The following is a 24,742-nucleotide window of genomic DNA, read 5'->3' on the forward strand; positions in this document are numbered from 1 at the left end:
CGCCATCTCCGGGACCATTTCACAACGCTCGGCACGCTGAGGCCGAACAGAGACGCAACCGCGCGCACCGTCTCTCCCTCAGCAACGCGCGCAACAACGCGTGCCCGAAGATCGCTGGACAAAGGTCTCGCCATGCATGCCGGCCTCCTTTCCCAGCAGCCATGTCGAAGCAGACCACCCCCGATCTGGGAGCGCCCGATCCAGCCTGAAACGATCAGGCTTTAGGCGCTATTGGCACAGCCGAAAGCCGCCGCGCCGGGCCTTGATGTCCAGGTGCAGGTGGTCGTCATGCGCGGCATTGGCCCCGGGCCCGAGGACGGTGGTGAAATGCAGGCAGGCGGTGCCGCGCGCCGCGCGCTGGAAGGCCTCCTGCAAGTCGCCGTTGTCCTGGCGCGGGCCGACCTCGATGCGGGAGCCGTCGTCGAAGCGGAAGGCGGCGATGTCGAAAGCGTTGCCGAAGGCATGTTCCGACAGGCTCTCGCCCGCGGTCCCGACGGTCGGCCGGCATTGATAGGTCGAGCCCGGCTCCAGCGCCACCAGCCGCGGCTGGCCCGGCAGCAGCGCCGCGGCGGGGCGGACGAAATCGCGCAGCCAATGCGCCAGGTGCCGCGCCAGATCGCAGCGCATGGGCGCGCCGCCCGGAATCTCGATCCCCGGCAGGGGCTGGCGCAGCAGGACCGGGCGGTCGATGCCGCAATCGCGCTGATCGGGGTCGAGGATCGGCGGCGCCTCGCTGTAATCGGCGCCCAGCAGCGTCAGTTCCAGCAGGCAGGCGGAATGATCGAAATCGCTTTCGCGCAGGGTCGCACGAATCGGCGGGCCGGTCGGGGCAGAGGCTGCGGGTGCGGCCTCTGCTGCGGCGTTCTCCGGGGTCTCGGGCTCCGGGACGGGCTCGGCAGCCGGCTCGGGCGCTACCTCTGCCTCTGACTCTGCCTCCGCCTCGGGTTCCGGCCGGGGCGCGGGGCGGTCGGCGGCGGGATGGTCGGGACGCGGGGCAGGCGCATCCTGCCCCGATGCCGGGCCGGCCAACAGCGCGGCCATCGCCACCAGCATCGGCGCCAGCCCGCGCATCCTCAGGGCTGTCCGGCCTGGGGATACAGCGTCACGCTGCCCGGTGCCTGTCCGGGCAGGCTTTCCGGCAGCACCGCGTCCGAGGGGTATTCTGGCTCGTCCTGTGCGGGCAGGGTGGGGGCCGTCTCGGGGACCAGCGGCTCGTCCGGGGCCGGGCCGGCGGGGGTGATGACCAGCGGTTCGGGTGTGACCACGGTGGCGGCGGTTGCAGCGGCGGCCTCGGCCGCGGTCGCGGCGGCGGGGATGGCCATCGCCGCGGATGCGGGCGGCGGCAGCCGGTCGCCGCGGGCCGGCGGGCGGGTTCCGGCGATGGCCGCGACCGCCGCGGTCTGCGTCGCCGCCGCCACGGGCGAGATGCCGGTCACGTCGGCGATCCGTACGCCGGGGGGCAGGAACTCGACCGTCGTCACCTTGGGCTTGACCATATGCGCCAGTTCCCATGCGTCCCAGTTGGTCAGCCGCACGCAGCCATGCGACTGGTTCAGGAACAGCTGCGAGGGCGTGGCGGTTCCGTGGATGCCATAGGTCGGCTCGGACAGGTCGATCCAGACATTGCCGACCGGTCCGTTCGGTCCCGGCGGGATGATCAGCACCCGGTCGTTCTCGCCCTGCTTGAAGTTGCGATGCGGGTTGTAGGTATAGGTCGGGTTCAGCGCCACCGCGTCCACGACGTGATTGCCATGGGGCGAGGGGGTGTCGGACGAACCGACCGTGGCCGGGTAATCCGCGACCATGTTGCCCTTGGCGTCATAGGCGGCGACGCGGCGGGTTTCCTTGTCCACGATGATGCGGGTGACGGTGGCGCGGATCGGCTTGGCGGGCACGGTGGCATGGATCGTCTCGCCGGGCTGGAAGCGGGCGCCGGGGTTCAGCTTGGCCAGGAACTTTTCGTCCATGTGGAACCGTTCGGCCAGCTTTTCCAGCACGCTGGTATAGCCCTGCGAAGTCATCGCGGCCTTTTCGGCATAGTCCGGGGGGATGCGGTCCACCAGGCCGGCCGCGTCCTCCTCGGTGATGGTATAGGTCGTGGTCAGCGGCGCGGCGGCATAGCCCTGAAGCAGTTCCCAGACCGCGTGATCCATGCGCCCGGTCATCGGCAGGCCCGAGCGGCGCTGGAAGGCCATGATGGCGCTTTCGCTCATGCCGCCGCGCCAGCCGTCCACCACGCCGGGCGAGATGCCGGCGCGGTCCAGCAGGATCTGCACCTTGGCAGTCAGCGCGGATTGGCCCGCGGGCAGGTCGGTGCCGCCATAGACGGCCGCCTCGATCTCGGCCGGGGTGATCGAGGTCAGGGCGCGGGGCTTGGGGGGGGCTACGACCGGCGCGGCGGCGCCGGAGGCGGGCGCCACGGCCGCGGTTTGCGCCCAGCCGGCGGAAAGCGGCAGCAGCAGGGCCGCCGCGGCCAGGGAGAGATGCGAAAAAAGGCCCGCGCGGGGTCGGGTCGGGAACATGCTCGGAACCGTTCTGTTTGCCTGTGGTCTTCTGGTTTTGTCGGGCACATTTGGCCAAATGTGCCGCCCAAGGCAAGCAAGAGCCGGTCAACTCGGGTTGAACGCGTCCTTCAGATCGTGGCGGCGAAGCGGTGATGCTGCGGGAAATAGCGCCGCGTCAGCGAAACCGGCATGTTGTTCAGCCAGTCGATCCGTTCGGCCAGCAGGACCGGGTCGCCCGGCGCCAGTCCCAGCGCCTCGGCGATGAAGCCCGAACCGGCCAGCGTCGCCCCGATCGCCATGCTGGCGCGGTTGATCGGCACATGGCCCAGCAGCCATTCGCAGGGGCTCATCTGCATCAGCGCCTCGCGCGTCAGGCCGGGGGTGGCATAGTTGTTGATCCAGCGTTCCTCGCAGCAATAGGGCGCCTCGTCGGCGCTGAACCGGGCCCGGACCCGCAAGAGGCTGTCATCGGTGCGCAGCAGCATGGCCTGCGCGACATCCGCCGGGGGCGCGCATTCCTGATAGTCCAGCAACGCATAGCCATAGGCCTTGCCCGCCGCCTCGATCTCGCGCTTCAGCAGGAAGCGCACCATCTGCACGCGCGGATGCTGCGCGACGCGGGTTCCGACCTTGCGCCGGCGTTCCAGGACGCCGCTTTGCGCCAGGGTCTGCAGGGCGCGGTTCACGGTGGCGCGGGCGCAGCCGAACTCGGTCGCCAGTTCGGCTTCGGTCGGAATCAACTCGCCCTCGGGCCATTGGCCGTCGTGGATGCGGGTCAGAACCTCTTCCTGGACGGCCTGCCAGGTCATGTTGCGGTGCTTCCGGTCTTGTGCTTCGGCCGAAAGCGCCTGTGCCAGGTGGCGGGGAAGTTCAATCATCTCTGGAATATGTCTTTGTGTCGAGGTGGCGGCAGAACTCGATATGTCTGGAACAAGCGGTTTCGCGGCGTCGAGGCTGCAACAAGGCCGAAATCCATGTCTCGCCCGGCCGGAGACTTAAGTAAACTTATTGGTTTAGTTTTTGAGTGCAAATTCCCGTGAGGGTCAAGGGCAATCGCACGGATCGGCCGTGATCCGCCTGCCGCGGTTGACATTTTGCTGGCCGGACAGGACAAATCGGGCGATTCTCAAGAGGTGATGCCGTGTCGGAAGCTTCGATGTTCCGCGGCCAGGGCGTTTCCGCCACGGCCTGGACGGTACTGGTGGCGATCAGCCTGTGCCACATGATCAACGACATCATGCAGTCCATGCTGGCCGCGATCTATCCCTTGCTGCGCGAGGAATTCGCGCTGTCCTATTGGCAGATCGGCATGATGACCTTTGCGTTCCAGGTCACCGCCTCGCTCTTGCAGCCGGTGGTGGGCATGGTGACGGATCGCAACCCGATGCCGCGTTCGCTGGCGGTGGGCATGGGCTCGACCTTTATCGGCGTGCTGCTGCTGGCGCTCGCGCATGAATATTGGGTGCTTCTGTCGGGGGCGATGCTGATCGGCATCGGTTCGGCCGTGTTCCATCCCGAAAGCTCGCGCGTGGCCCGCATCGCCTCGGGCGGGCGATTCGGCACGGCGCAGTCGCTGTTCCAGCTGGGCGGCAATTTCGGATCGGCGCTGGGGCCGCTTCTGGCCGCCTTCATCGTGGTGCCGCTGGGCCGGCCCTCGGTCGCGATCTTCTCGATCGCCGCCATGGCGGGATCGGCGATCCTGTGGCGGATCGGCAGCTGGGCCGACGGGCGGCGCAAGGCCGCCGCCGCGCGTCCCGCCGAGGCCCTGCCATTCACCCGGCAGCGGGTGGCGCTGGCCATCGTGGTGCTGGCGCTGCTGACCTTCACCAAGAACATCTACACCGCCAGCATTTCCAGCTATTACACCTTCTTCCTGATCGAGAAATTCGGGCTCAGCACCCAGCATGCGCAGGTGATGCTGTTCCTGTTTCTGGGCGGCATGGCGGCGGGCGTCATGCTGGGCGGGCTGGTCGGCGACCGGGTCGGTCCCTTGAAGGTGATCTGGTTCTCGATCCTGGGCATCCTGCCCTTTACCCTGGTCCTGCCGCATGTCGGGCTGGTCGCGACCGGGCTTCTGACCGTGGTGATCGGGGTGATCCTGGCCTCGGCCTTTCCAGCCATCGTGGTCTTTGCGCAGGAGCTGGTACCGGGGCGGACCGGGATGATCGCCGGTATCTTCTTCGGCTTCGCCTTCGGCATGGGCGGGATTGCCGCCGCGGTGCTGGGGGTGATCGCGGATGCGAAGGGGATCGAATTCGTCTACCAGATCTGCTCCTATCTGCCGCTGATGGGTCTGCTGACCATCTTCCTGCCGCGGATGGGGCGTTTGTAGAGGCCGGGCCGGGGGCGCTGCCCCCGGACCCCCGGGATATTTGGGCAAGAAAGAAACATGACGACGACGATCAAGGCAAGGCCGATCACGGCCGAGGAATTCGCTCCCTATGGCGAGCTGCTGACCCCACGCGAGGCGCCCAGCAAGATGATCAATGCCGGGCGCTGCGAGCGCCATCACGCCCTGGCCACGGTCGAGCGCGGCGGCGGCGAGGCGATCATCTCGATCTTCCGCTCCGAGCCGGTGCGCCTGCCCTATGACTGCACCCTGCTGGAGCGGCATCCGCTGGGCTCGCAGGCCTTCGTGCCGCTGGGGCCGGATCCCTGGCTGTCGATTGTCGCCCCCGACGAAGGCGGCCGGCCGGGGGCGCCGATCGCCTTTCTGGTGCCGGCAGGCATGGGCGTGAACCTGCGGGCCGGGGTCTGGCACGGCGTGCTGACGCCGCTGGACCGGCCGGCCGATTTCCTGGTCGTGGATCGCGAGGGCGAGGGCGTGAACCTGGAAGAAGTCGAGATCGCCCCCGTCACCGTCGAGGCATGAGCCTGCCCGACTATTCCCTGGAGGATGCCGCGCTGCGTGGTGGGGCGCAGTTGGTTGCCGGCGTGGACGAGGTCGGGCGCGGGCCGCTGGCCGGTCCGGTCACGGCGGCAGCGGTGATCCTGGATGCCGCCTGCATCCCCGAGGGGCTGAACGATTCCAAGAAGCTGACCGCCAAGCGCCGCGAGGCGCTGGCCGAGCTGATCATGGCGCGCTGCGACTGGGCCGTCGGCCATGCCAGCGTCGAGGAGATCGACCGGCTGAACATCCTGCGTGCCTCGCATCTGGCGATGTGCCGGGCCATCGCCGGGCTGCGCCGGCGGCCCTGCCTGGTGCTGGTCGACGGCAACATGCTGCCGCGCGAGCTGGACCTGCCGGGGCAGGCGGTGGTCGGCGGCGATGCGCGTTGCCTGTCCATCGCCGCGGCCTCGATCCTGGCGAAACTGTTGCGCGATCGCATCATGGTGGATTTGGCGCAACAGCATCCCGGATACGGCTGGGAGGCGAATGCCGGTTATCCGACCCCGGCGCATCGCCGGGCGCTGCTAGATCTGGGCGTGACCCCATATCATAGGCGCAGCTTTGCCCCGGTCCACAAGATATTGTGTAAAGAAGAAATCGCAAGCCGTTGATTCGAAAAAGAATTTGACGGCGAATCGGCGGTGAATCATTATCGGCCCATCCAATCGGCAACCCAATAGCCGAAACCCGAGGCAGTGATGACCAAGCTTGACACCAAATCCCGCGCCGCGGCGCGAACCCTTCCGCTCAACCAGATTCTCGCCGGCGATTGCATCGAGGTCATGAATGCGCTGCCCGAGGCCAGCGTCGACCTGATCTTTGCCGACCCGCCCTATAACCTGCAGCTGAAGGGCGAACTGCACCGGCCGGACAATTCCCGCGTCGATGCGGTGGACGACCATTGGGATCAGTTTTCCGGCTTCACCGCCTATGACCGCTTTACCCGCGACTGGCTGGCGGCGGCGCGGCGCATCCTGAAGCCGGACGGGGCGATCTGGGTCATCGGCTCCTATCACAACATCTTCCGCGTCGGGGCCGAGCTGCAGAACCAGGGTTTCTGGATCCTGAACGACGTGGTCTGGCGCAAGGCCAACCCGATGCCGAATTTCCGCGGCAAGCGGCTGACCAATGCGCATGAGACGATGATCTGGGCCAGCAAATCCGAGGGCGCGAAATACACCTTCAACTACGAGGCGCTGAAATCGCTGAACGAGGGCGTGCAGATGCGGTCGGACTGGGTGCTGCCGATCTGCACCGGCTCCGAGCGGCTGAAGGATGCCGGCGGCGCCAAGGCGCATCCGACCCAGAAACCCGAGGCGCTGCTGCACCGCATCCTGGTCGGATCCACCAATCCCGGCGACGTGGTGCTGGACCCGTTCTTCGGCACCGGCACCACCGGCGCCGTGGCCAAGATGCTGGGCCGCGATTTCATCGGCATCGAGCGCGAACAGGCCTATCGCGAGGTGGCCGAGAAGCGGCTGGCCCGCATCCGCAAGTTCGACAGCGAGGCCATCGCCACCCTCAAGCCCAAGCGCGCCGAGCCGCGGGTGCCCTTCGGCCAGGTGGTCGAGCGCGGCATGCTGCGGCCGGGCGAGGAGCTTTATTCGCTCAACAACCGCCACAAGGCCAAGGTGCGCGCCGATGGCAGCCTGATCGGCAATGACGTGAAGGGCTCGATCCACCAGGTCGGCGCGGCGCTGGAAGGGGCTCCCAGCTGCAACGGCTGGACCTATTGGCATTTCCGGCGCGAGGGACGGATGGTGCCCATCGACATCCTGCGCCAGCAGATCCGCGCCGAGATGGAGGCCGACAAGGGCCGCGCCCACTGAGTTTCCCGGTTTCGCCAAGTCCCGAGGCTCCGCAAGCTCTGGTGCGGCCGGGACCGCCTTGCCCCGTCCTGCGGCATGCCGCCGGGCGGGGCCTTTTCTGTTGTGCCGGAACGGGCCTGGCCGGCGGCGGCGCTAGAGCGCGCCGCGCGGCATCGGCAGCTCGCCGCGGTTATAGGGCTGCCAATCGGTGATCTCGGGATAGAACTGCCGCCGCCAGGCCCGGACGCGGGGGTTCATCCGCCGCCGCCACAAGGGCGGAACCATGGCCAGGAAGGTCATGGCCGGATAGCCCATCGGCAATTGCGGCGCCTCGTCCTCGCTGTAGTTTTGCAGCAGAGGAAAGCGGCGGTCGGGCTTGTAGTGATGGTCGGAATGGCGCTGCAGGTTGATGAGCAGCCAGTTCGTTGCCGTGTGCGCGCTGTTCCAGCTGTGGCGCGGCAGCACATGTTCATAGCGGCCCTCGCCCAGGTATTTGCGCGTCAGCCCGTAATGTTCGACGTAATTGGTCAGCTCAAGTTGCCAGATGGCGATGAAGGCCTGCCAGAGGAACAGCAGAACCCCCTGCCAGCCGCCAAGCGCCGCCGCGAGCGCCAGCATCGCCAGTTGCAGCGCAGCGTAGCGCCAGAACGGGTTGCGGCGGTCGAATTTCGACCGGCCGGCGCGGGTCAGCCGCCGCGCCTCGGCCGCCCATGCGCTTTTCGGGCATTGGGCCAGAACGCGCAGGAAGAAGCGGAAGAACCCCTCGTTATAACGGGCCGAGACCGCGTCGCGCGGCGTCGCCACCCAGGAGTGATGCACCAGCAGGTGTTCGGTGCGGAAATGCGAATAAAGCGTCGAGGCCAGAAGCAGGTCGCCCATCCAGCGTTCCAGCCGGTTCTTCTGGTGCAGCAATTCATGGGAATAGACGATGCCGATGGTGCCCGAGGCCACGCCGACCCCGAAGAACAGCCCCAGTTTTTCCCAGCCGGCGAGGTCGCTGCGCGTGACATGCCAGATGGCGCCGAAGATCATCGCCGCCTGGATCGGGAACCAGATGATCGTGATGGCGCGATACCAGAACAATTGCGCCTCGGGGGTTTCGGTGTCGGGGTTTTCCTCGTTCGGGCCCAGGATCGCGTCCAGCAAGGTCATCAGATACCAGGCATAGACCGGCATCAGCAAAAACCACCAGCTGCCGAAACGCGCGGCAATGAGGAAAAGGGGAACCATGCCCAGCGAAAGCCAGAAGGGCAGGGCGTCGAGTAGACGGGAACGAAAAGCGGTTTGCATGGGTGGCAACGAAATGGATCAAACTTGATGCGGGCGTGAGCAGCCGGAAAAATGCATGTCGCGGGCAAGGCTGTGGCGGGTTTCACCATGCCTTGCCACGGCGACCGGTTGTCGCAGATCCGGTTGCGGCTTCGGGGCGGGCAAGCGCCCAGGCCTTGCGCATCAGCCCCGGAAGGGCGGCAGGTCTGAACTCGCTGAACGGCGCCAGACTGCCGCGCAGCGGCGCCGCGGTCAAGGGGGCGGACATCACCGTCAGGTCCAGCGCGAAATGGGTGAAGACATGGCGGACGAGCCCGATCTCCTGCCAGTCCGCCGGCGCGGGTGGCGGCAGGTCCGAGCCGTCCCAGCCGGTCGAGGGAAAGGCCAGCGTGCCGCCCAGAAGGCCCTTGTCCGGCCGGGTCTCGACCAGGACCGCATTTTCGGCAAAGCCGATCCAGACGATGCCGCGGCGCAGGGGCTTGGGCTTTTTCGGCGCCTTGCGCGGCAGGTCGGCGGCGATGCCCTGCGCGCGGGCCGCGCAATGGGGGAAGATCGGGCAGATGCCGCAGGCCGGGCTGCGCGGCGTGCAGATCGTCGCGCCCAGGTCCATCATGGCCTGGGCGAAATCGCCCGGCCGTTCGGGCGGGGTCAGGCCGGTGGCCAGCGCCACCAGTTCCGGCTTGGCGGCGGGCAGCGGGGTCTCGACCGCGAAAAGCCGCGCGACCACGCGCTCGACATTGCCGTCCACCACCGTCTCGGGGCGGTCGAAGGCGATGGCGGCGATTGCGGCCGAGGTATAGGCGCCGATGCCGGGCAGGGCCGCCAGCCCTTCGCGCGTGTCGGGAAACCCGCCCATGGCCGCGACTGCGCGGGCGCAGGCGACCAGGTTGCGGGCGCGGGCGTAATAGCCGAGCCCGGCCCATTCCGCCATGACCTGCGCATCCTCGGCCGCGGCAAGGTCGTGGACCGTGGGCCAGAGGCTGGTGAAACGCTCGAAATAGGCTTTCACCGCGGCGACGGTGGTCTGTTGCAGCATGACCTCGGACAGCCAGACGCGATAGGGATCGGCCGGGCCGCGACCGGGCGGCACGCGCCATGGCAGCACGCGGGCATGGCGGTCGTACCATGCCAGCAGCTCGGTCGGGATCACCCTGGGGTCACGCAATTTTCAGCCTCGTCTCTCTGGTATCCGGGCGCGCGGCGGTCCAGACTGCGCGCCAGATAAACCATATGGTCGCCCGATGGCCCAGAAGAAACCCGAAACCCAGCCCTGCCGCCGGATGCGCGGCTTCGAGACCGCGGCCCAGCTGGTCGCGCATCGGGTCAAGGCGGCGGGCGAAGGCCGGGGCTTTGCCATCGCCCGGCTGCTGACCCATTGGCCCGAGGTGGTCGGCCCCGAGCTTGCCGCCCATGCCCGCCCGGTCAGGATCAGCCACGGCAAGGGTTTCGGCGCCACGCTGACCCTGTTGGTGCCGGGGGCGCAGGCGCCCTTGGTCGCCATGCAGCTGGAACAGATCCGCGCGCGGGTGAATGCCTGTTACGGCTTCAACGCCGTCTCGCGCGTCGTGCTGACCCAGACCGCGCCTGTCGGCTTTGGCGAAGGGGCGGGGGGCTTTGCCGAGGGGCAGGCGGGGTTCCTGGCCGCGCCGCGCCGCGCGGCCGCGCCCGGTCCGCAAGACATCGCCCAGGCCGAGGCCATCGCCTCGGGCTTCGACAATCCGGCGCTGTCCGCCGCCATGCGGCGGCTGGCGCTGAACATCCTGTCCCGCCGGGACGCCAACGACCGAAAGGCCAATCCATGATGCTGCTTCGCCGTTCCCTGATCGCCGCCGCCACGGCCGCGCTGACCCTTTCCGCGCTGCCCGCGATGGCGCAAGAGGCGAAANAACATCCTGTCCCGCCGGGACGCCAACGACCGAAAGGCCAATCCATGATGCTGCTTCGCCGTTCCCTGATCGCCGCCGCCACGGCCGCGCTGACCCTTTCCGCGCTGCCCGCGATGGCGCAAGAGGCGAAACCTGCCGACAATGCCGCCGAGCAGATGCCCGAGGGCAAGGTTCTGCCCGACATCGCCCTGGGCCAGGCCGATGCGCCGGTCACGATCATCGAATATGCCAGCTTCACCTGCAGCCATTGCGCGGTTTTTCATGACGAGAACCTGCCCAGGCTGAAAGCGGAATATGTCGATACCGGCAAGGTGCGCTTCATCCAGCGCGACGTCTATTTCGATGCTGTCGGGCTTTGGGCCGGCATCCTCGCCCGCTGCGGCGGCGACGAGAAATACTACGCCGTCTCGGACCTGATCTTCGGCGACCAGAAGAACTGGCTGAACGCCAAATCGGGCGACGAGATCGCGGCGAACCTGCGCAAGATCGGGGCCAAGGCCGGCATGACGACCGAGCAGATGGATGCCTGCTGGAACGACAAGCAGAAGGTCGCGGACCTGGTCACCACCTTCCAGACCCATGCCACCGCCGACCAGATCGAGGGCACGCCGACCTTCATCATTGCCGGCGAAAAGGTGCAGAACCAGCCCTGGGCGGAGCTGAAGAAGATCATCGACGCCAAGCTGGCCGAGAAGGGCTGACCGCCGCTCCGGTGGCGCGGCCGCCGGGGTATTTGGAAAACGGTGAAGGCGGAAGGCCCCGGACCTGCTCCGGGGCCTTTCACAATCCCAGCGCGGCCAGCCGGTCGGCGAGCGGCGCCGGGTCGTCCAGTTGCAGCCGCACCGGCAGGGCCAGCACCTTGGGCCGGAAGCTGCGCGGCAGCCGCACGGCATCCTTTTCCGTCGTCACCATCTGCGCGCCGACCAGCCGCGATTCGGCCTCGAGCCGGGTCAAAAGCTGCGGGGTGAAGGGCTGGTGGTCCTCCAGCGCCTCGGCGCGCACCACCTCGGCGCCAAGGCCGCGCAGGGTGGCGAAGAATTTCTCGGGATGGCCGATGCCGGCAAAGGCCAGCACGCGCTGGCCCTGCCAGTCCATGCCGGTCTGCAGGGGCGCCAGCCGCCCGGTCAGGTGCGGCAGGGGCAAATGCGCGCCCCAGGCGGCGGCGAAGCGTTCCTGGGCCGGCGGCTCGCCGATCGAAAGCAGCAGGTCGGCGCGGGCCAGGCCGCGATCCACCGGCTCGCGCAGCGGCCCTGCGGGCAGGCAAAGCCCGTTGCCGAAACCCTTGGCCGCATCGACCACCACCAGCGCCAGGTCATGCGCCAGGGCCGGATCCTGGAAACCGTCGTCAAGCAGGATCGCCTGCGCCCCGGCTGCGATTGCCGCCCGTGCGCCCGCCTGCCGGTCGTCCGCGACCCAGACCGGGGCAAAGGCCGCCATCAGCAGCGGCTCGTCGCCGACCTGGGCCGCCTTGTGGCGCGCCTCCTCGACCCGCAGCGGTCCCTTTTCGCGGCCGCCATAGCCGCGCGAGACCACATGCACCGCCACGCCCCGGCCCTGCAAGAACTGGGCCAGCATGATGGCGGTGGGCGTCTTGCCGGTGCCGCCGGCGTTCAGGTTGCCGATGCAGATCACCGGCACGCCCGGTCGCATCCGGGGGCCGCGCGCCAGGCGGCGGGCGGTAGCCTGGGCGTAAAGCGCACCCAGCGGCGCCAGCAGGCGGGCCCGCAGCCCCGGCTGCCGGAACCAGAAATCGGGGGCGCGGCGGCTCATTGCGGGTTCTCCATGGCCTCGATGACCGTATCGGCGATGCGGCCCAGCACGGCGGCGCCGCCGGTGCTGACCGACCAGGCATTGCCGGCCAGCACCGCTGCCTGGTCCGGCGCCGACAGGTCCGCGACCGCGCGCGTCAGCCCCGCCGCCTCGGTCACCAGCCGCGCGGCCGCGGCGCCGTCGAGCTGTACCCATTCCGGCCCATGCGCCTCGGTCAGCGGGCCGTGGATGATGGCCGAGCCAAGTGCCGCCGGCTCGAACGGGTGGCGCGGCGCCAGGCCCGGACCGGGCAGAAGCGTGCCGCCCATGAAGCAGACCGGCGCCAGCCGGTACCACAGCCCCATTTCCTGCGTGTCCTCGGCGATCAGCAGGTGATCGTCCGGCGAGGGGTCTTCGTCGTCCGAGCGCAGCACCGCGGCCAGGCCGAGCGCCTCGACCTCGGCCCGGACCTGGGGGATCGTCCCGGCCGGCAGCCCGGCCAGGATCAGCAAGGCGCGGTGATTGTGATGCAGCGCGGCCTGATGGGCGGCCAGCGCCGCCCTGGCCTCGGGCAGGGTGGGACAGGCCGCCAGCCAGACATGCCGGCCGGCAAGGATCTGGGCCAGGGCGCGCCGCTCTGCCTCGTTGGCGGCCAGGGGCGGCCGGGTCTCGGTGATCGGGCCGGTCAGCTCGATCCGGGCGGGCGGGGCGCCCATCTGCCGGGCGGCGGCGGCGGCGGTCGCGTCCGGGGCGAGGATGCGGGCGATCTTGCCCATCAGCCCGCGATCGACCGCGCCGCGCCAGGTTCCGCGCCGGGCATGGGCCGCCAGCCGCGCCTCGCACAGGATGACTGGCAGGCGCTGCTCGGCCGCGCCCGAGATCAGCGAGGCCGGAAGCTGGTCGCCCAGGACCAGCAGCACCCGCGGTTGCAGCGCCCGGATCATCTCGCGCACCGAGGCCGGATCGCGCGGCCGCGGCAGGAAGACGGCGCGCAGCCCGGCAGGCAAGGCGTCGGGGGCCAAGGGCGCGCCCAGAAAGGCAAAGCGCAGCCCCGGTCGCCGCGCCAGGAGCGCCCTGACCAGCGCGCCCGGCTGCGGCGGTTCTTCGGCCTGTTCGGCAAGATGCACCACGACCAGCGGCCCTTCGCCCGGCGGGGCATCGACGGGCTCGACCGGGCCGCCGGCCAGCGCCGCGCGGCGGCGCAGGTGCAGCCAGAGCGCCAGGGACGCGGTGGCATCGGCGGGCGGCATCGCGATTCGCGGGCGCCTAGCTGCCCAGTTCCTCGGTCGGGCTGACCTCGCGCTCCTCGTCGCGAAGCCGGTGCAGGTGGGCGATGAAATAGCGGGTATGGGCGCTGTCCACGGTGCGCTGCGCCTCGGCCTTCCAGGCGGCATGGGCCTGGGCGTAGTTCGGAAAGATGCCGACGATATGGATGTCCTTGGTGTCGCGGAACTCGGTGCGGGTGGGGTCGACAAGTTCACCGCCGAAAACGAGGTGGAGGCGCTGTGCCATCATGTTCTCCTGGGTTCGGATTCCGCCGCGAACCTATCCGAGCCGGGCAGGGGAACCAAGGCGATTTGTTTAAAATCGCCCGCGCTTGGCGTTTGCTGCGAAAGCGGCGCCGGATTAGGCATCTTGCGGTGCAAGCCGCACCCCCGGATGGGCCCGAGCGTGGTGGTCAGGGCTGTTCGGGCGGCAGGGAAAGGCGAACCGGTGCGCCTTTCCCTGCTTCTTTTTCGGATTGCGGGGCAGGGGGCGGCTGGTGCTTGCAACGAATATGCCGCCGGCAGGGCTGGAAGGGATTGGCGGTGCGGATGGGTCGATGGCAGGTCGCAGGACCACGAGGGGGGGGATATGGTGCGGGCGGCGGGACTCGAACCCGCACAGGCTTGCGCCCCAGGGAGTTTAAGTCCCATGCGTCTACCATTCCGCCACGCCCGCGCCGGGCATTGGCTAGCGGGCGGGCGGGGGATTGGCAAGCCTCGGTCGCCGCTGGTGCCGCAGGGCGCGGGCTCAGAAGCTGCGGGTCGGCCGGTCGAAGACCTTGCGCCCCATCAGCGAGCCGACCAGATCCACCATCAGCTTGGCGGTGCGGCCGCGCTCGTCCAGGAACGGGTTCAGCTCGACCAGGTCGAGCGAGGTCATCAGCCCGCTTTCGTGCAGCAGTTCGCAGACCAGATGCGCCTCGCGGAAGGTGGCGCCGCCGGGGACGGTGGTACCGACGGCCGGCGCGATCGAGGGGTCGAGGAAATCCACGTCCAGGCTGACATGCAGCATGCCGCTCTCGGCCCGGACCCGGTCCAGGAATTCGCGCAGGGGCGCGATGATGCCGCGTTCGTCCAGCACGCGCATGTCGTTTACCACGATCTCGGTCTCGCGCAGCGCGGCCAGTTCGGGGCCGTCCACGCTGCGGATGCCGAACATGCAGATGTTGCGGCCCGGGATCGGCGCCGGAAAGGCGGGGAACGGTTCGAATCCCGGCCGCCCCGAGGCATAGGCCAGCGGCGTGCCGTGCAGGTTGCCCGAGCCCGTGGTCTCAATGGTATGAAAATCGCTATGCGCGTCCAGCCACAGCACGAATTGCGGCCGTCCCGCCGCGCGGGCATGGGCCGCCACCCCGGCGAGGGTGCCAAGCGCCAGCGCGTGGTCGCCGCCCAGGAAGATCGGCATCCCCTCTTCCATCGCGGCGCAGCCGGCGGCACGCAGCGCCTCGGTCCAGGCGACGATCTCGGGCAGGTGATGGACGGCGGGGTTGGCGCAGGTCTGGCCGCGGCCGGCGGCGGGGCGCAGGTCGCCGCGATCCTCGACCGTATGGCCCAGCTCGGCAAGCGTCGAGGCCAGCCCCGCCACGCGATAGGCGGCCGGACCCATCAGGCAGCCGGGCCGCCGCTGCCCCTCGTCCACCGGGGCGCCGATCAGGATGCAATGGGTCATGCGCGTTCCTTCCTGTCTCCTGCCTTCCGAAAAGAACATGCCCGGCGGTGGAAAGTCCACAGCCGGGCAGGCAGGCGTTTCGGGAAAAAAGGGACGCCTAGAAGTTCGCCGTCAGGCCCAGCCAGAGGCGGCGGCCCTCCTGGACGGTGTTGAACTCGGCCTCGCGAACCTCTTCGTTGAAGACGTTGTAGACGGCCGCGTTTAGGGTCGCCATCTCGTTGATTCTGTAGTTCGCGCCGATGTCGACCGTGGTGTAGGGTGAATATTTGCGCCCGGTCTGGCCGTTGATCTCGACTTCGCGGCCGTTGCTGCCGATGCGCAGACCCGAGGCGATTTCCGAACCGTGATAGTTCGCCGACAGCCAGCTATCCAACCCTTCCACCGGGGTCATCCAGTCGAAACGCAGGCTGGCCATGTGTTCCGGCGTGCGCGCCAGCGGGAAGCCTGCAAATTCGCCGGTCTTCTGCTCGGACTTCGTGTAGGTATAGGAGGCGCGCGCCGACAGGGTCGGGGTGATGTCCCAATCGCCTGCCAGTTCCAGGCCGCTGATCTCGGCCTCATCGACGTTGAAGTTCTGGATAACGCGGCGGTAATACAGCCCGCCGTCAGTCCCGAGATACTGCGGTCCCCCAGTCCAGTATCCGTCTTCAATGCCATTGGCCGGGTCGTTGTCGCCGACACCCAGGCTTTTTTGCTGAAGCTTGTTGTCGAACTTCGTATGGAAGGCCGTGGCGCTCAGGGTGAAGGCGTCGGCCTCATAGACGGTGGACAGCTCGAAGTTCAGGGTTTCTTCCGGCTTCAGGTTCGGGTTGCCCAGGATGACGGCGCAGGAAGGCGGCGTGTTGCTGGCGCAGCCGGCGCCGCCGCTGGTATAGGCGTAACCAGGAATGATCGAACGCAGCTCGGGCGTCTTGTAGCCGGTCGAGATGCCGCCCTTCACGGTCAGGTTCTCGGTCGCGTTCCAGACCCCGTAGATACGGGGTGCGACATGGCCGCCATAGAATTCGTTGTCGGTATAGCGCAGCCCCAGGGTCAGGGCGAAATCGTCGCGCAGACGCCATTCGTCCTCGACATAAAGTGACCATTCGTCGCCCTGGAACTTCTCGTCACGGGGATCCTCGCCCGGAGCCACGGCGCCGGGGTTCTGGTCGGTGATTTCGGTGCGGATGAATTGCCCGCCAACGGTCAGCCGGTGTTCGCCGTTCCAGGACAGGGTCCGGGTCGCTTTGCCGTCCAGGACCGAGTTGCGTACTTCCGGCGAGCGCAGGTTCTCGACGAAATCGGCGCCGGCCGCAGTCCTGCTGTAGGAGGTGCGTTCGCCGGTTTCCTGCGAGAAGCTGAGCTCGGTATCCAGATCCGCAAAGCTGCCCTTGTGGGTCAGCGACCAGTGGTCGCGGTCATGGTCGCGATAACCCAGGTCGCCATAATCCTCGGCGGTGATCTGGGTGCGGCCGGCCTCCAGCAGCACCTGGTTCTGGTCATCTACGTGCCAGGTCAGCCGCGCGCCCAGGTCGTAATCGTCCGATCCGCCGGGACCACCCGAAATCGACGAGGCGTCCTGGTCGAGCTTGCGACCCCAGACTTGCAGGCCCAGCACGTCGGCGACCAGCGGGCCCGAGGCGTAGAACGAGGTCTGCCGGCTGTTTTCGAAGCCTTCCTCGTCCTGGACGACCGTCTCGACCGAGACTGAGCCGGTCCAAGTGTCGGCGACCGGCTTGGTGATAATGTTGATCACGCCGCCCATGGCATCCGAGCCGTAAAGCGAGGACATCGGCCCGCGCACGACCTCGATCCGGTCGATGGCGGCGATCGGCGGGATGAAGCTTTGCTCATAGCCGGCATTGCCGTTTACACGCGAATCGCGGGTGCTCTGGCGTTTGCCGTCCACCAGGATCAGCGTGTATTGCCCCGGCAGGCCGCGGATGAAGATGTCCGATTCATTGGCGGTGCCGGTGGTGACGACGCCCTGCACCTCTTTCAGCGCATCGGTCAGGCTGGTGAAATTGCCCTTTTGCAGTTCCTCGGCGGTGATGACCGAGATGCTGGCGGGCGCTTCCTTGATGTTCTGTTCGAACCCGGCGGCGGTGATGACGATGTTGTCCAGGACGACTACATCGGCATCTTCCGCTTGCGCCAGGGCCATCGCAGGCACGCAAAGCGCCGTCAGCGACAGCAGGGCCGCGCGCATGTTGCGGCTACCGCAGGCGCGGGCTGGGGGAAATACGGGAAAGGACGGCATCGACACCTCTCGACAACAGGAACAGGTTTTTGCCTGGGCCGAGAGGGCGAGAGGGGAATGCCGTGACCTGGGTAGCTGCCGGCGGTTAATCAGCCACCCTTTCCCAGGACAAGGGACCATCCCGCCCAGGAAGGACTCTGTGGCGCGAATGCCACAGAATCGCGTCGCCTTGCCGCAAGGCGTGGAGCAAGGTCAGCCGCGGATGCCCTTGAAGCGGTCCTGCCATTCGTCGCGTTGCTCGTCGCTGATCTTGGCGAACAGCACATCGGGCACGGTGAAGGCATGGCCGGCGGGCAGGGCCTCCAGCGCGGCACGGACATCGTCGGGCCAGATGCGGTCCTGGGTCCGCATCGCCGCCAGCATCGCATCGACCGCAAAGGGGATGAAGGGCGCCGACAGCACCGCGTAAAGCCGGATCAGGTTCAGCCCCAGCCGCACCTGCATCGCCGCGCGGTCCGGTTCGGTCTTGAAGGTCGACCAGGGTGCCGCCGATTGCAGGTATTCGTTGCCGAGCACCCAGATCGCGCGCAGCTCGGCGGCCGCCTTGCGGATCTCGATATGGTCCATGAAGCCTTCATAGGCGCGGATGCGGGCGGTCAACGCCTCGACCAGCGCCTCTTCCTCGGGGCCGTAGCTGCCGCCCTCGGGGATGGTCTCGCCGAATTTCGAGCGGCAGAACTTGGTGATGCGGCTGACGAAATTGCCCAGCACGTCGGCCAGATCCTTGTTCACCGATTGCTGGAAATTCTCCCAGGTGAACTCGCTGTCGCCCGATTCGGGGGCGTGAGAGAGCAGCCACCAGCGCCAGTAATCGGCGGGCAGGATCGACAGCGCCTGGTCCATGAACACGCCGCGTCCCTGGCTGGTCGAAAACTGGCCGCCGTCATAGGTCAGGTAGTTGAATGACTTGATGTAGTCGACCAGCTTCCAGGGCTCGCCCGAGCCGATGATCGTGGCCGGGAAGCTCAGCGTGTGGAAAGGCACGTTGTCCTTGCCCATGAACTGCGTATAGGTCACGTCCCCGGCACCCTCGTCGAGCCGCCACCAGCGGCGCCAGGCGCTGTCGGGCTCGCCGCGCTTGTCGGCGCCCTCGGCGGTGGCGGCGATGTATTCGATGGGCGCGTCGAACCAGACGTAGAAGACCTTGCCCTCCATCCCCGGCCAGGGCTGGTCGCCCTTCTTCACCGGGATGCCCCAGTCGAGGTCGCGGGTGATGCCGCGATCCTGCAAGCCGTCGCCGTCGTTGAGCCATTTCCGCGCGATCGAGGTGGTCAGGATCGGCCAGTCGGTCTTGCTGTCGATCCAGGCGGCGATCTGGTCCTTCAGCGCGCGCTGGCGCAGGTAGAGATGCTTGGTCGCCCGCACCTCAAGGTTGGTCGAGCCGGAAATCGCCGAGCGCGGCTCGATCAGGTCGGTCGGATCGAGCTGCTTGGTGCAGTTCTCGCACTGGTCGCCGCGCGCCTTGTCATAGCCGCAGTTGGGACAGGTGCCCTCGATATAGCGGTCGGGCAGGAAGCGGCCGTCGTCGATGGAATAGACCTGCCGCTCCTCGACCTCGGCGATATAGCCGTTCTCGTCCAGCTTGCCGGCGAAATGCTGGGTCAGCACATGGTTGCGTTCCGAGGACGAGCGGCCGAAATGGTCGAAGGACAGGCCGAAATTGCGCGCGATTTCCGCCTGGATCTCGTGCATCTCGGCGCAATAGACGGCTATCGGCTTACCGGCCTTGGCGGCGGCAAGCTCGGCCGGGGTGCCGTGTTCGTCGGTGGCGCAGATGAACATCACCTCGTGGTCGCGGCCGCGCAGGTAGCGGGCATAGAGATCCGCCGGAAGCTGAGAGCCGACAAGATTGCCGAGGTGCTTGATCCCGTTGATATAAGGGATCGCCGAGGTGATGAGATGCCGCGCCATGATCCGGTCCTATTATTCTCTGGCGCTTCTTTATCCAGCACCGGCGGCGAAGGCCAGCGGTTCGCACGGTTTTCGCCGCGGGCCGGGCCGCGGGGTCAGCAGGGGGCGTCCCGGCAGGCCAGCGCCTTGCGGATGACATCGGGCACGCTGGCGCTGAGCGGCAGGCGGCCGGCCAGGATGTCCGCAACCGCCACCCAGCGCGCGTCCAGCGCATCGTCCGCCGCCACCGGCTCGCCCGCGACATGGTCGCAGAGCACCGCCGCCAGCAGGAAGTGAAAGCGCAGTGCGCCGTCCGCGCCGCGCTCGATCACGTCGATATTGTCCAGATAGGCGCGGGGCCGGCCGGTGATGCCGGTTTCCTCGGCCAGTTCGCGGGCGGCGGCGGCCAGCGCGGTCTCGCCCGGCTCGACATGGCCGCCGGGAAAGCCCCAAAGCCCGGCATCGGGCGGGTTGCGGCGGCGCACCAGCAGCGCGCGGGCTGCGTCGCCGCAGCCGTCCAGCGTGACGGCCAGCGCGGCGAGCCGGGGAAAATCGGGCACCTAGCGCCTGCGGTCGCGGCGCGAGCTCATCGGCTGGAAGGCCACGCCGACATGCGCCTCGCAATAGGGCTTGCCGGGCATCGAGGGCAGGCCGCAGAACCAGAACTTGTCGGTCGCCGGGTCGCCGATCGGCCATTTGCAGGTGCGCTCGGTCAGTTCCATCAGCGTCAGCTTGCGGGCGCGCTTCTCGACCTCGCGGACCGAGGCCAGCGCCTCGGGGCTGATCTCGTTGGCCGAGGGCTGGGGCGGCAGCGGCTGGCCGGCCGGCACGATGGGCCGGCGGTTGAAGCTGGCCGGCTGCGGCGCGGGTTCGGGCGCCGGCGCCGGCGCGGGGGCGGCCGCTGCGGCGGGCTTGGGCTCGGGCGCCGGGGCCGGCTCGGGGGCGGGCTTGGGCTCGGGCGCGGGGGGTGCCGCGGTTACGGCGGGCTTGGCGACGGGTTCGGGTGCCGGATCGGCGCCTTCCTCGGCGCGATTCGACAGGCCCAGGCGATGCACCTTGCCGATCACCGCGTTGCGGGTCACGCCGCCCAGCTCCTTGGCGATCTGGCTGGCCGACTGGCCTTCGGCCCACATGCGTTTCAACGTCTCGACGCGCTCGTCGGTCCAGGACATGGCTTGCCTTTCCTGCGCCGGGATGCGTCCCGGCGCTCTTCGTGCTAGTGGCTTCAATTCCGCAAGACCCGGCCTTAAATCCGGGGATAGCCAGATTTACCCATCCGAGCCCGCAAATTCAAGGAGCCCCGATGCAGCCAGACCCGACCAGCCCCGGATTCCGCCAGATGGGTGTGCGCCGCTTTGGCCGGGTGAACTGGCTGGGCCTTTATACGCTCAGCCGGCGCGAGATCATGCGCTTCATGAGCGTCTGGCAGCAGACCATCTTTGCGCCGCTGATGACCTCGGCGCTGTTCGTGATCGTCTTTGCGCTGGCACTGGGGCAAAACCGCGGCGAAGTCATGGGCCTGCCCTACCTGGCGTTCCTCGGCCCCGGCATCCTGATGATGACGGTGATCCAGAACGCCTTCGCCAATACCTCCTCCAGCATCATCTCGGCCAAGATGCAGGGCAATATCGTCGATACGCTGATGCCGCCGCTCTCGGCGGGCGAGATCCTGGCCGGCTATCTGATCGGCGCCGTGGCGCGCGCGCTGATCGTCGCCGCCGCCATCGCCCTGGGCATGGCACTGGTCATCGGGCAGGGGGTGGCGCATCCCTTCTGGGCGCTGACCTTCATCGTGCTGGGCGCGGCGCTGATGGGCGGGCTGGGGCTGCTGGCCGCCATCGTGGCGCAGAAATTCGACCAGATGGCGGTCATCACCAATTTCATCGTCACGCCGCTCTCGTTTCTGTCCGGCACCTTCTATTCGGTCGAGGCGCTGCCCGAGCCCTTCCGAGCATTGGCGCATTGGAACCCGATCTTCTACCTGATCGACGGCGCGCGCTACGGCATCGCCGGGGTTTCCGACGCGCCGGTGCTGCGCGGGCTGGCGGTCTGCGCGCTGACGGTGGCGCTGGTGCTGTTCACGGCCTGGCGCTGGCTGGCCTCGGGCTATCGGATGAAGCCCTGAAAACCCCGTTGCATGGGACACGCTTCCGCGCTATGCGACGAAGCATGATCACGCGGACCATCCAGATCGCCCGTCCCCGACGTTGACGCCCTCAACGTCCGATCCCGCCTGCCTTTCCGCCTTTCCGTCAGCCATGGTGCCGCCAAGCGGCCGTTCCCAGAGAGGGTAACTCCATGATTTCGCACGTCCTGCCGACCTATAACCGCGCGCCCATCGCCTTCGAGCGGGGCGAGGGCTCCTGGGCCATCGCGACGGACGGGACGCGATACCTGGACCTTGGCGCCGGTATCGCGGTGAACGCGCTGGGTCACGCCAACCCCGACTTGGTCGCCACACTGACCGAGCAGGCGAACCGCATCTGGCATGTCTCGAACCTCTACCAGATCCCCGAGCAGGAGAAGCTGGCGGACCTGCTGGTCGAGCATACCTTCGCCGATACCGCTTTCATCACCAATTCCGGCACCGAGGCGGCAGAGCTGGCGATCAAGATGGTGCGCAAGTACTGGCACGAGCAGGGCGATCCCGACCGCTACGAGATCCTGACCTTCGAGGGCGCCTTTCACGGCCGCTCGACCGGCGCCATCGCGGCGGCGGGTTCGGAAAAGATGGTCAAGGGCTTCGGCCCGCTGATGCCGGGCTTCCGCCAGCTGCCCTGGGGCGACATGGAGGCGCTGAAAGCCGCGATCTCGGACCGCACCGCCGCCGTCATGCTGGAGCCTGTGCAGGGCGAGGGCGGCATCCGCCCGCTGCCCGATGCCGACCTGCGCCTGATCCGCCAGCTTTGCGACCAGACCGGCGCGCTGCTGGTGCTGGATGAGGTGCAATCGGGCATGGGCCGCACCGGCAAGCTGTTCGCGCATGAATATGCCGGCATCACCCCCGACATCATGATGATCGCCAAGGGCATCGGCGGCGGCTTCCCGCTGGGCGCGGTGCTGGCGACGGAAAAGGCCGCCGCCGGTATGGCCGCGGGTACGCATGGCTCGACCTATGGCGGCAATCCGCTGGCCTGCGCGGTCGGCGCCAGGGTGATGCAGATCGTCGCGGCGCCCGAGTTCCTGGCCGAGGTGAATCGCAAGGCCGCGCTGTTTCGCCAGAAGCTCGAGGGGCTGGTGGCCGCGCATCCTGATGTCTTCGACTTCGTACGCGGACAGGGGCTGATGCTGGGCCTGAAATGCAAGGTCGCGCCGGGCGACCTGGTCAAGGCCGGCTACGGCGAGCATATCCTGACCGTGGCCGCGGCGGACGATACGCTGCGCCTGCTGCCGCCGCTGACCATCAGCGATGAGGAGATCGCCGAGGCGGTCGTCCGGCTGGACCGGGCGGCCGGAAGGATCGATGGATAGGTTCGGCTTCCGGCCGGTCACGCGCGCCGATCTGCCCATGCTGGCGGATTGGCTGCGCCAGCCCGAGGTCGCGCGCTGGTGGCGCGGGGCCGAGAAGGAGCTGGCCGGGATCGAGGAAGACCTGGACGAGCCGGCCATGCGGCAATGGCTGGCGCTGATGGACGGCGCGCCCATTGCCTATGCGCAGTTCTATCCGGCGCATCACTGGGGCGCGCCGCATTTCGCCGGCCTGCCGGCCGAGGCGCTGGCGATCGACTGTTTTTCCGGGCCCGGCGGCTTCGGCCATGGCGGGCTTTGGCTGCGCGCCCTGGCCGACACGCTGCTGGCCGAGGCGCCGGTCCTGGTCATCGACCCCGAGCCCGACAACCTGCGCGCCATTCGCGCCTATGAAAAGGCCGGCTTTCGCGGCGAGGAGCTGCGTCCCTCGGAGGATGGAACTCCGGCGCGCATCATGACGCGGCACCGATGAGGAGAGGCCGATTTCCGTCACGACGCGGGGCCTTTGGCCTTGACCTCCCCCAGGCAAAGCGGCTTGCTTGCCGGACCAATCCGAAAGACAGTCACACATGAACAGTTTCCTCGACATCCATACCACCGACAGGTCCGATCTGCGCGACATGATCGATTCCGCGCGCCGGATGAAGGATGCGCGCAACGGCCAGCCCAAGGGTGCGCCCGACGCCGATTTGCCGCTCAGGAACCGCATGGTGGCGCTGATCTTCGAAAAGCCCTCGACCCGGACCCGCGTCAGCTTCGACCTGGGCGTGCGGCAGATGGGCGGGCAGACCATGGTGCTGTCGGGCAGCGAGATGCAGCTGGGTCATGGCGAGACCATCGCCGATACGGCGCGGGTGCTGTCGCGCTATGTGGACCTGATCATGATCCGCACCTTCGAAGAGGCGACGCTGCTGGAGATGGCGGAATATGCCAGCGTTCCGGTGATCAACGGGCTGACGAACCGCACCCATCCCTGCCAGATCATGGCCGATGTGATGACCTTCGAGGAGCATCGCGGCCCCATTGCCGGCAGGAAGGTGGTCTGGTCGGGCGACGGCAACAATGTCTGCTGCTCGATGATCCATGCCGCCGGGCAGTTCGGCTATGACTTCACCTTTACCGGCCCGCCGACGCTGGACCCCGAGCGCGAGGCGCTGGAGTTTGCCCGCGCCCAGGGCGTGCAGGCGGTGATCGAGCGCGATCCGGTCAAGGCGGTCGAGGGCGCCGACCTGGTGGTGACCGATACCTGGGTGTCGATGCACGACCCGCAATCGGCGCGCGAGCGGCGGCACAACCAGCTGCGCCCCTATCAGGTGAACGAGGCGCTGATGGCGCGTGCCAAGTCTGATGCGCTGTTCATGCATTGCCTGCCCGCGCATCGCGACGACGAGGCGACCAGCGCGGTGATGGACGGTCCGAACTCGGTCATCTTCGATGAGGCCGAGAACCGGCTGCATGCGCAAAAGGCCATCATGCGCTGGTGCCTGGGTCTTTGACCCGGTCCGCAGCGCATCCCGATCCTTTCAGGGCCGCCGGGAGGTGGGGGCCCTGCGCCTGTGGCAGGGATGTCATGTGTCAAAACCTTTGATCTACGGCGTCAAAAGGTTTGAGCCCGTTTTTCGTGGGATCAGGTGGGAATACCCATGCGCGTTGCAGGCAGTGGTCCTATGCCAGCAAGATTTGAGAGCGGCACCATACATCCGTGAGGCCGCTCCGCTGCTTCCAGTATGCGCTCGATGAGTTGTTGAGCCTTTGGACCCCGCCATTGTCCCAACAGCGATGCCCGGGCGTTTTGCATTTTCACGCCCGATTCTTGGCACCAAGCGTGCAGCGATGTGCCGCGAGCAGCAAAAGCCACGCAGATTTTGAGATGGTGCGCGGGAAGATTGGCATGATAGGTGTTAGAAGCTGAAAAAGCGCCCTCATCAAGTCATATTATAACCTAATGAGGTATAATGAGCCACTCCGCGATCATTGGGCGGGCTCTGGGGTGACTTAAGCCGCTCTCTGGCTCTGCCGGTCGGTTTCGCTCTGGTTGACGCAGACCGCGGCGGGCGGCTGTCCGCCATGGGCGGCGCGAGGCCGCTCTGGTGGCTGCAGAAGGC

The 24,742-nt window shown here is 67.8% G+C and carries 24 protein-coding genes and 1 tRNA gene; 10 read left to right on the forward strand and 15 right to left on the reverse strand.

What is annotated here, in order from left to right; translation table 11 throughout:
* From ACDP63_RS20750 to ACDP63_RS20765, 4 genes are all read right to left on the reverse strand, one after another.
* Positions 1-134 (reverse strand): helix-turn-helix domain-containing protein (locus ACDP63_RS20750; protein ID WP_409928583.1); only part of this gene is annotated, 134 nt, incomplete at its 3' end.
* A 94-nt stretch (positions 135-228) separates the two neighbouring features.
* Positions 229-1,071, reverse strand: coding sequence for an extensin family protein (locus tag ACDP63_RS20755; RefSeq protein WP_024845731.1), 843 nt, complete (start codon positions 1,069-1,071; stop codon positions 229-231).
* 2 nt (positions 1,072-1,073) lie between these two features.
* A complete protein-coding gene (locus ACDP63_RS20760) occupies positions 1,074-2,522 on the reverse strand; it encodes a L,D-transpeptidase (RefSeq protein ID WP_024845730.1) in 1,449 nt (482 codons plus the stop codon).
* Positions 2,523-2,632: 110 nt separating this feature from the next.
* Positions 2,633-3,382, reverse strand: a complete 750-nt coding sequence (locus ACDP63_RS20765; RefSeq protein ID WP_409928581.1) for a GntR family transcriptional regulator — start codon at positions 3,380-3,382, stop codon at positions 2,633-2,635.
* Positions 3,383-3,660: 278 nt separating this feature from the next.
* Between ACDP63_RS20765 and ACDP63_RS20770 the strand changes: the two genes are divergently transcribed.
* The 4 genes from ACDP63_RS20770 to ACDP63_RS20785 all read left to right on the forward strand — a co-directional run bounded on the left by ACDP63_RS20770 (position 3,661) and on the right by ACDP63_RS20785 (position 7,223).
* On the forward strand, positions 3,661-4,836 hold the full coding sequence (locus tag ACDP63_RS20770; RefSeq protein WP_028710823.1) for an MFS transporter: 1,176 nt from the start codon (positions 3,661-3,663) through the stop codon (positions 4,834-4,836).
* Between the two features lie 57 nt (positions 4,837-4,893).
* Positions 4,894-5,376 (forward strand): ureidoglycolate lyase, encoded by a 483-nt coding sequence (locus ACDP63_RS20775; RefSeq protein ID WP_024845727.1) that lies wholly within the window; start codon positions 4,894-4,896, stop codon positions 5,374-5,376.
* Complete coding sequence (locus ACDP63_RS20780; protein ID WP_024845726.1) at positions 5,373-6,005, forward strand: ribonuclease HII; 633 nt, start codon at positions 5,373-5,375, stop codon at positions 6,003-6,005. Before ACDP63_RS20775 ends, ACDP63_RS20780 begins: the two co-directional genes overlap by 4 nt.
* An 87-nt stretch (positions 6,006-6,092) precedes the next feature.
* The gene (locus ACDP63_RS20785; RefSeq protein WP_024845725.1) at positions 6,093-7,223 is read left to right on the forward strand and encodes a site-specific DNA-methyltransferase; all 1,131 of its coding nucleotides are present in this window, start codon (positions 6,093-6,095) and stop codon (positions 7,221-7,223) included.
* Positions 7,224-7,355: 132 nt separating this feature from the next.
* Here ACDP63_RS20785 and ACDP63_RS20790 read toward each other — a convergent pair whose 3' ends face one another.
* Both ACDP63_RS20790 and ACDP63_RS20795 read right to left on the reverse strand, forming a co-directional pair.
* Positions 7,356-8,492 (reverse strand): alkane 1-monooxygenase, encoded by a 1,137-nt coding sequence (locus tag ACDP63_RS20790; protein WP_114669447.1) that lies wholly within the window; start codon positions 8,490-8,492, stop codon positions 7,356-7,358.
* An 82-nt stretch (positions 8,493-8,574) separates the two neighbouring features.
* A complete protein-coding gene (locus tag ACDP63_RS20795; RefSeq protein ID WP_024845724.1) occupies positions 8,575-9,636 on the reverse strand; it encodes an A/G-specific adenine glycosylase in 1,062 nt (353 codons plus the stop codon).
* A 76-nt stretch (positions 9,637-9,712) separates the two neighbouring features.
* Here ACDP63_RS20795 and ACDP63_RS20800 point away from each other — a divergent pair, with 76 nt between their 5' ends.
* Together ACDP63_RS20800 and ACDP63_RS20805 are read left to right on the forward strand one after the other, a co-directional pair.
* Positions 9,713-10,273 carry a DUF721 domain-containing protein gene (locus ACDP63_RS20800; RefSeq protein WP_409928582.1) on the forward strand — a complete coding sequence of 187 codons (561 nt, stop codon included), beginning with the start codon at positions 9,713-9,715 and terminating at the stop codon, positions 10,271-10,273.
* A 128-nt stretch (positions 10,274-10,401) separates the two neighbouring features.
* Positions 10,402-11,058 carry a DsbA family protein gene (locus ACDP63_RS20805; RefSeq protein WP_024845722.1) on the forward strand — a complete coding sequence of 219 codons (657 nt, stop codon included), beginning with the start codon at positions 10,402-10,404 and terminating at the stop codon, positions 11,056-11,058.
* A gap of 79 nt (positions 11,059-11,137) precedes the next feature.
* Here ACDP63_RS20805 and lpxK read toward each other — a convergent pair whose 3' ends face one another.
* From lpxK to ACDP63_RS20850, 9 genes are all read right to left on the reverse strand, one after another.
* Complete coding sequence (gene lpxK / locus ACDP63_RS20810; RefSeq protein WP_024845721.1) at positions 11,138-12,127, reverse strand: tetraacyldisaccharide 4'-kinase; 990 nt, start codon at positions 12,125-12,127, stop codon at positions 11,138-11,140.
* Positions 12,124-13,356, reverse strand: coding sequence for a 3-deoxy-D-manno-octulosonic acid transferase (locus ACDP63_RS20815; RefSeq protein WP_024845720.1), 1,233 nt, complete (start codon positions 13,354-13,356; stop codon positions 12,124-12,126). Before ACDP63_RS20815 ends, lpxK begins: the two co-directional genes overlap by 4 nt.
* 16 nt (positions 13,357-13,372) lie before the next feature.
* Positions 13,373-13,618 carry a DUF4170 domain-containing protein gene (locus tag ACDP63_RS20820; RefSeq protein WP_024845719.1) on the reverse strand — a complete coding sequence of 82 codons (246 nt, stop codon included), beginning with the start codon at positions 13,616-13,618 and terminating at the stop codon, positions 13,373-13,375.
* A 343-nt stretch (positions 13,619-13,961) separates the two neighbouring features.
* Positions 13,962-14,047 (reverse strand) — tRNA-Leu (locus ACDP63_RS20825).
* 72 nt (positions 14,048-14,119) lie between these two features.
* Positions 14,120-15,040 (reverse strand): arginase, encoded by a 921-nt coding sequence (gene rocF / locus ACDP63_RS20830; protein ID WP_024845718.1) that lies wholly within the window; start codon positions 15,038-15,040, stop codon positions 14,120-14,122.
* 97 nt (positions 15,041-15,137) lie between these two features.
* Positions 15,138-17,228 carry a TonB-dependent receptor domain-containing protein gene (locus tag ACDP63_RS20835; protein ID WP_231486922.1) on the reverse strand — a complete coding sequence of 697 codons (2,091 nt, stop codon included), beginning with the start codon at positions 17,226-17,228 and terminating at the stop codon, positions 15,138-15,140.
* A gap of 243 nt (positions 17,229-17,471) precedes the next feature.
* Positions 17,472-19,190 (reverse strand): methionine--tRNA ligase, encoded by a 1,719-nt coding sequence (gene metG / locus ACDP63_RS20840; protein WP_024845716.1) that lies wholly within the window; start codon positions 19,188-19,190, stop codon positions 17,472-17,474.
* Between the two features lie 95 nt (positions 19,191-19,285).
* Positions 19,286-19,729: an NUDIX hydrolase gene (locus ACDP63_RS20845; protein WP_024845715.1), complete on the reverse strand. Its 444-nt coding sequence runs from the start codon at positions 19,727-19,729 to the stop codon at positions 19,286-19,288.
* Complete coding sequence (locus tag ACDP63_RS20850; protein WP_024845714.1) at positions 19,730-20,341, reverse strand: GcrA family cell cycle regulator; 612 nt, start codon at positions 20,339-20,341, stop codon at positions 19,730-19,732. It lies immediately after the preceding gene.
* Between the two features lie 131 nt (positions 20,342-20,472).
* On the opposite strand from ACDP63_RS20850, the gene ACDP63_RS20855 reads away from it, so the two are divergent.
* From ACDP63_RS20855 to argF, 4 genes are all read left to right on the forward strand, one after another.
* Positions 20,473-21,294 (forward strand): ABC transporter permease, encoded by an 822-nt coding sequence (locus tag ACDP63_RS20855; RefSeq protein ID WP_028710825.1) that lies wholly within the window; start codon positions 20,473-20,475, stop codon positions 21,292-21,294.
* Between the two features lie 173 nt (positions 21,295-21,467).
* Positions 21,468-22,640 (forward strand): aspartate aminotransferase family protein, encoded by a 1,173-nt coding sequence (locus tag ACDP63_RS20860; protein WP_024845712.1) that lies wholly within the window; start codon positions 21,468-21,470, stop codon positions 22,638-22,640.
* Positions 22,633-23,109, forward strand: a complete 477-nt coding sequence (locus ACDP63_RS20865) for a GNAT family N-acetyltransferase (protein WP_024845711.1) — start codon at positions 22,633-22,635, stop codon at positions 23,107-23,109. The genes ACDP63_RS20860 and ACDP63_RS20865 overlap by 8 nt, the downstream gene beginning before the upstream one ends.
* Before the next feature lie 97 nt (positions 23,110-23,206).
* The gene (argF, locus tag ACDP63_RS20870) at positions 23,207-24,133 is read left to right on the forward strand and encodes an ornithine carbamoyltransferase (protein WP_024845710.1); all 927 of its coding nucleotides are present in this window, start codon (positions 23,207-23,209) and stop codon (positions 24,131-24,133) included.
* The last annotated feature ends 609 nt before the right edge of the window (positions 24,134-24,742 follow it).

This window comes from Paracoccus sp. P2 (assembly GCF_046335115.1).
Lineage (GTDB): Bacteria > Pseudomonadota > Alphaproteobacteria > Rhodobacterales > Rhodobacteraceae > Paracoccus > Paracoccus pantotrophus.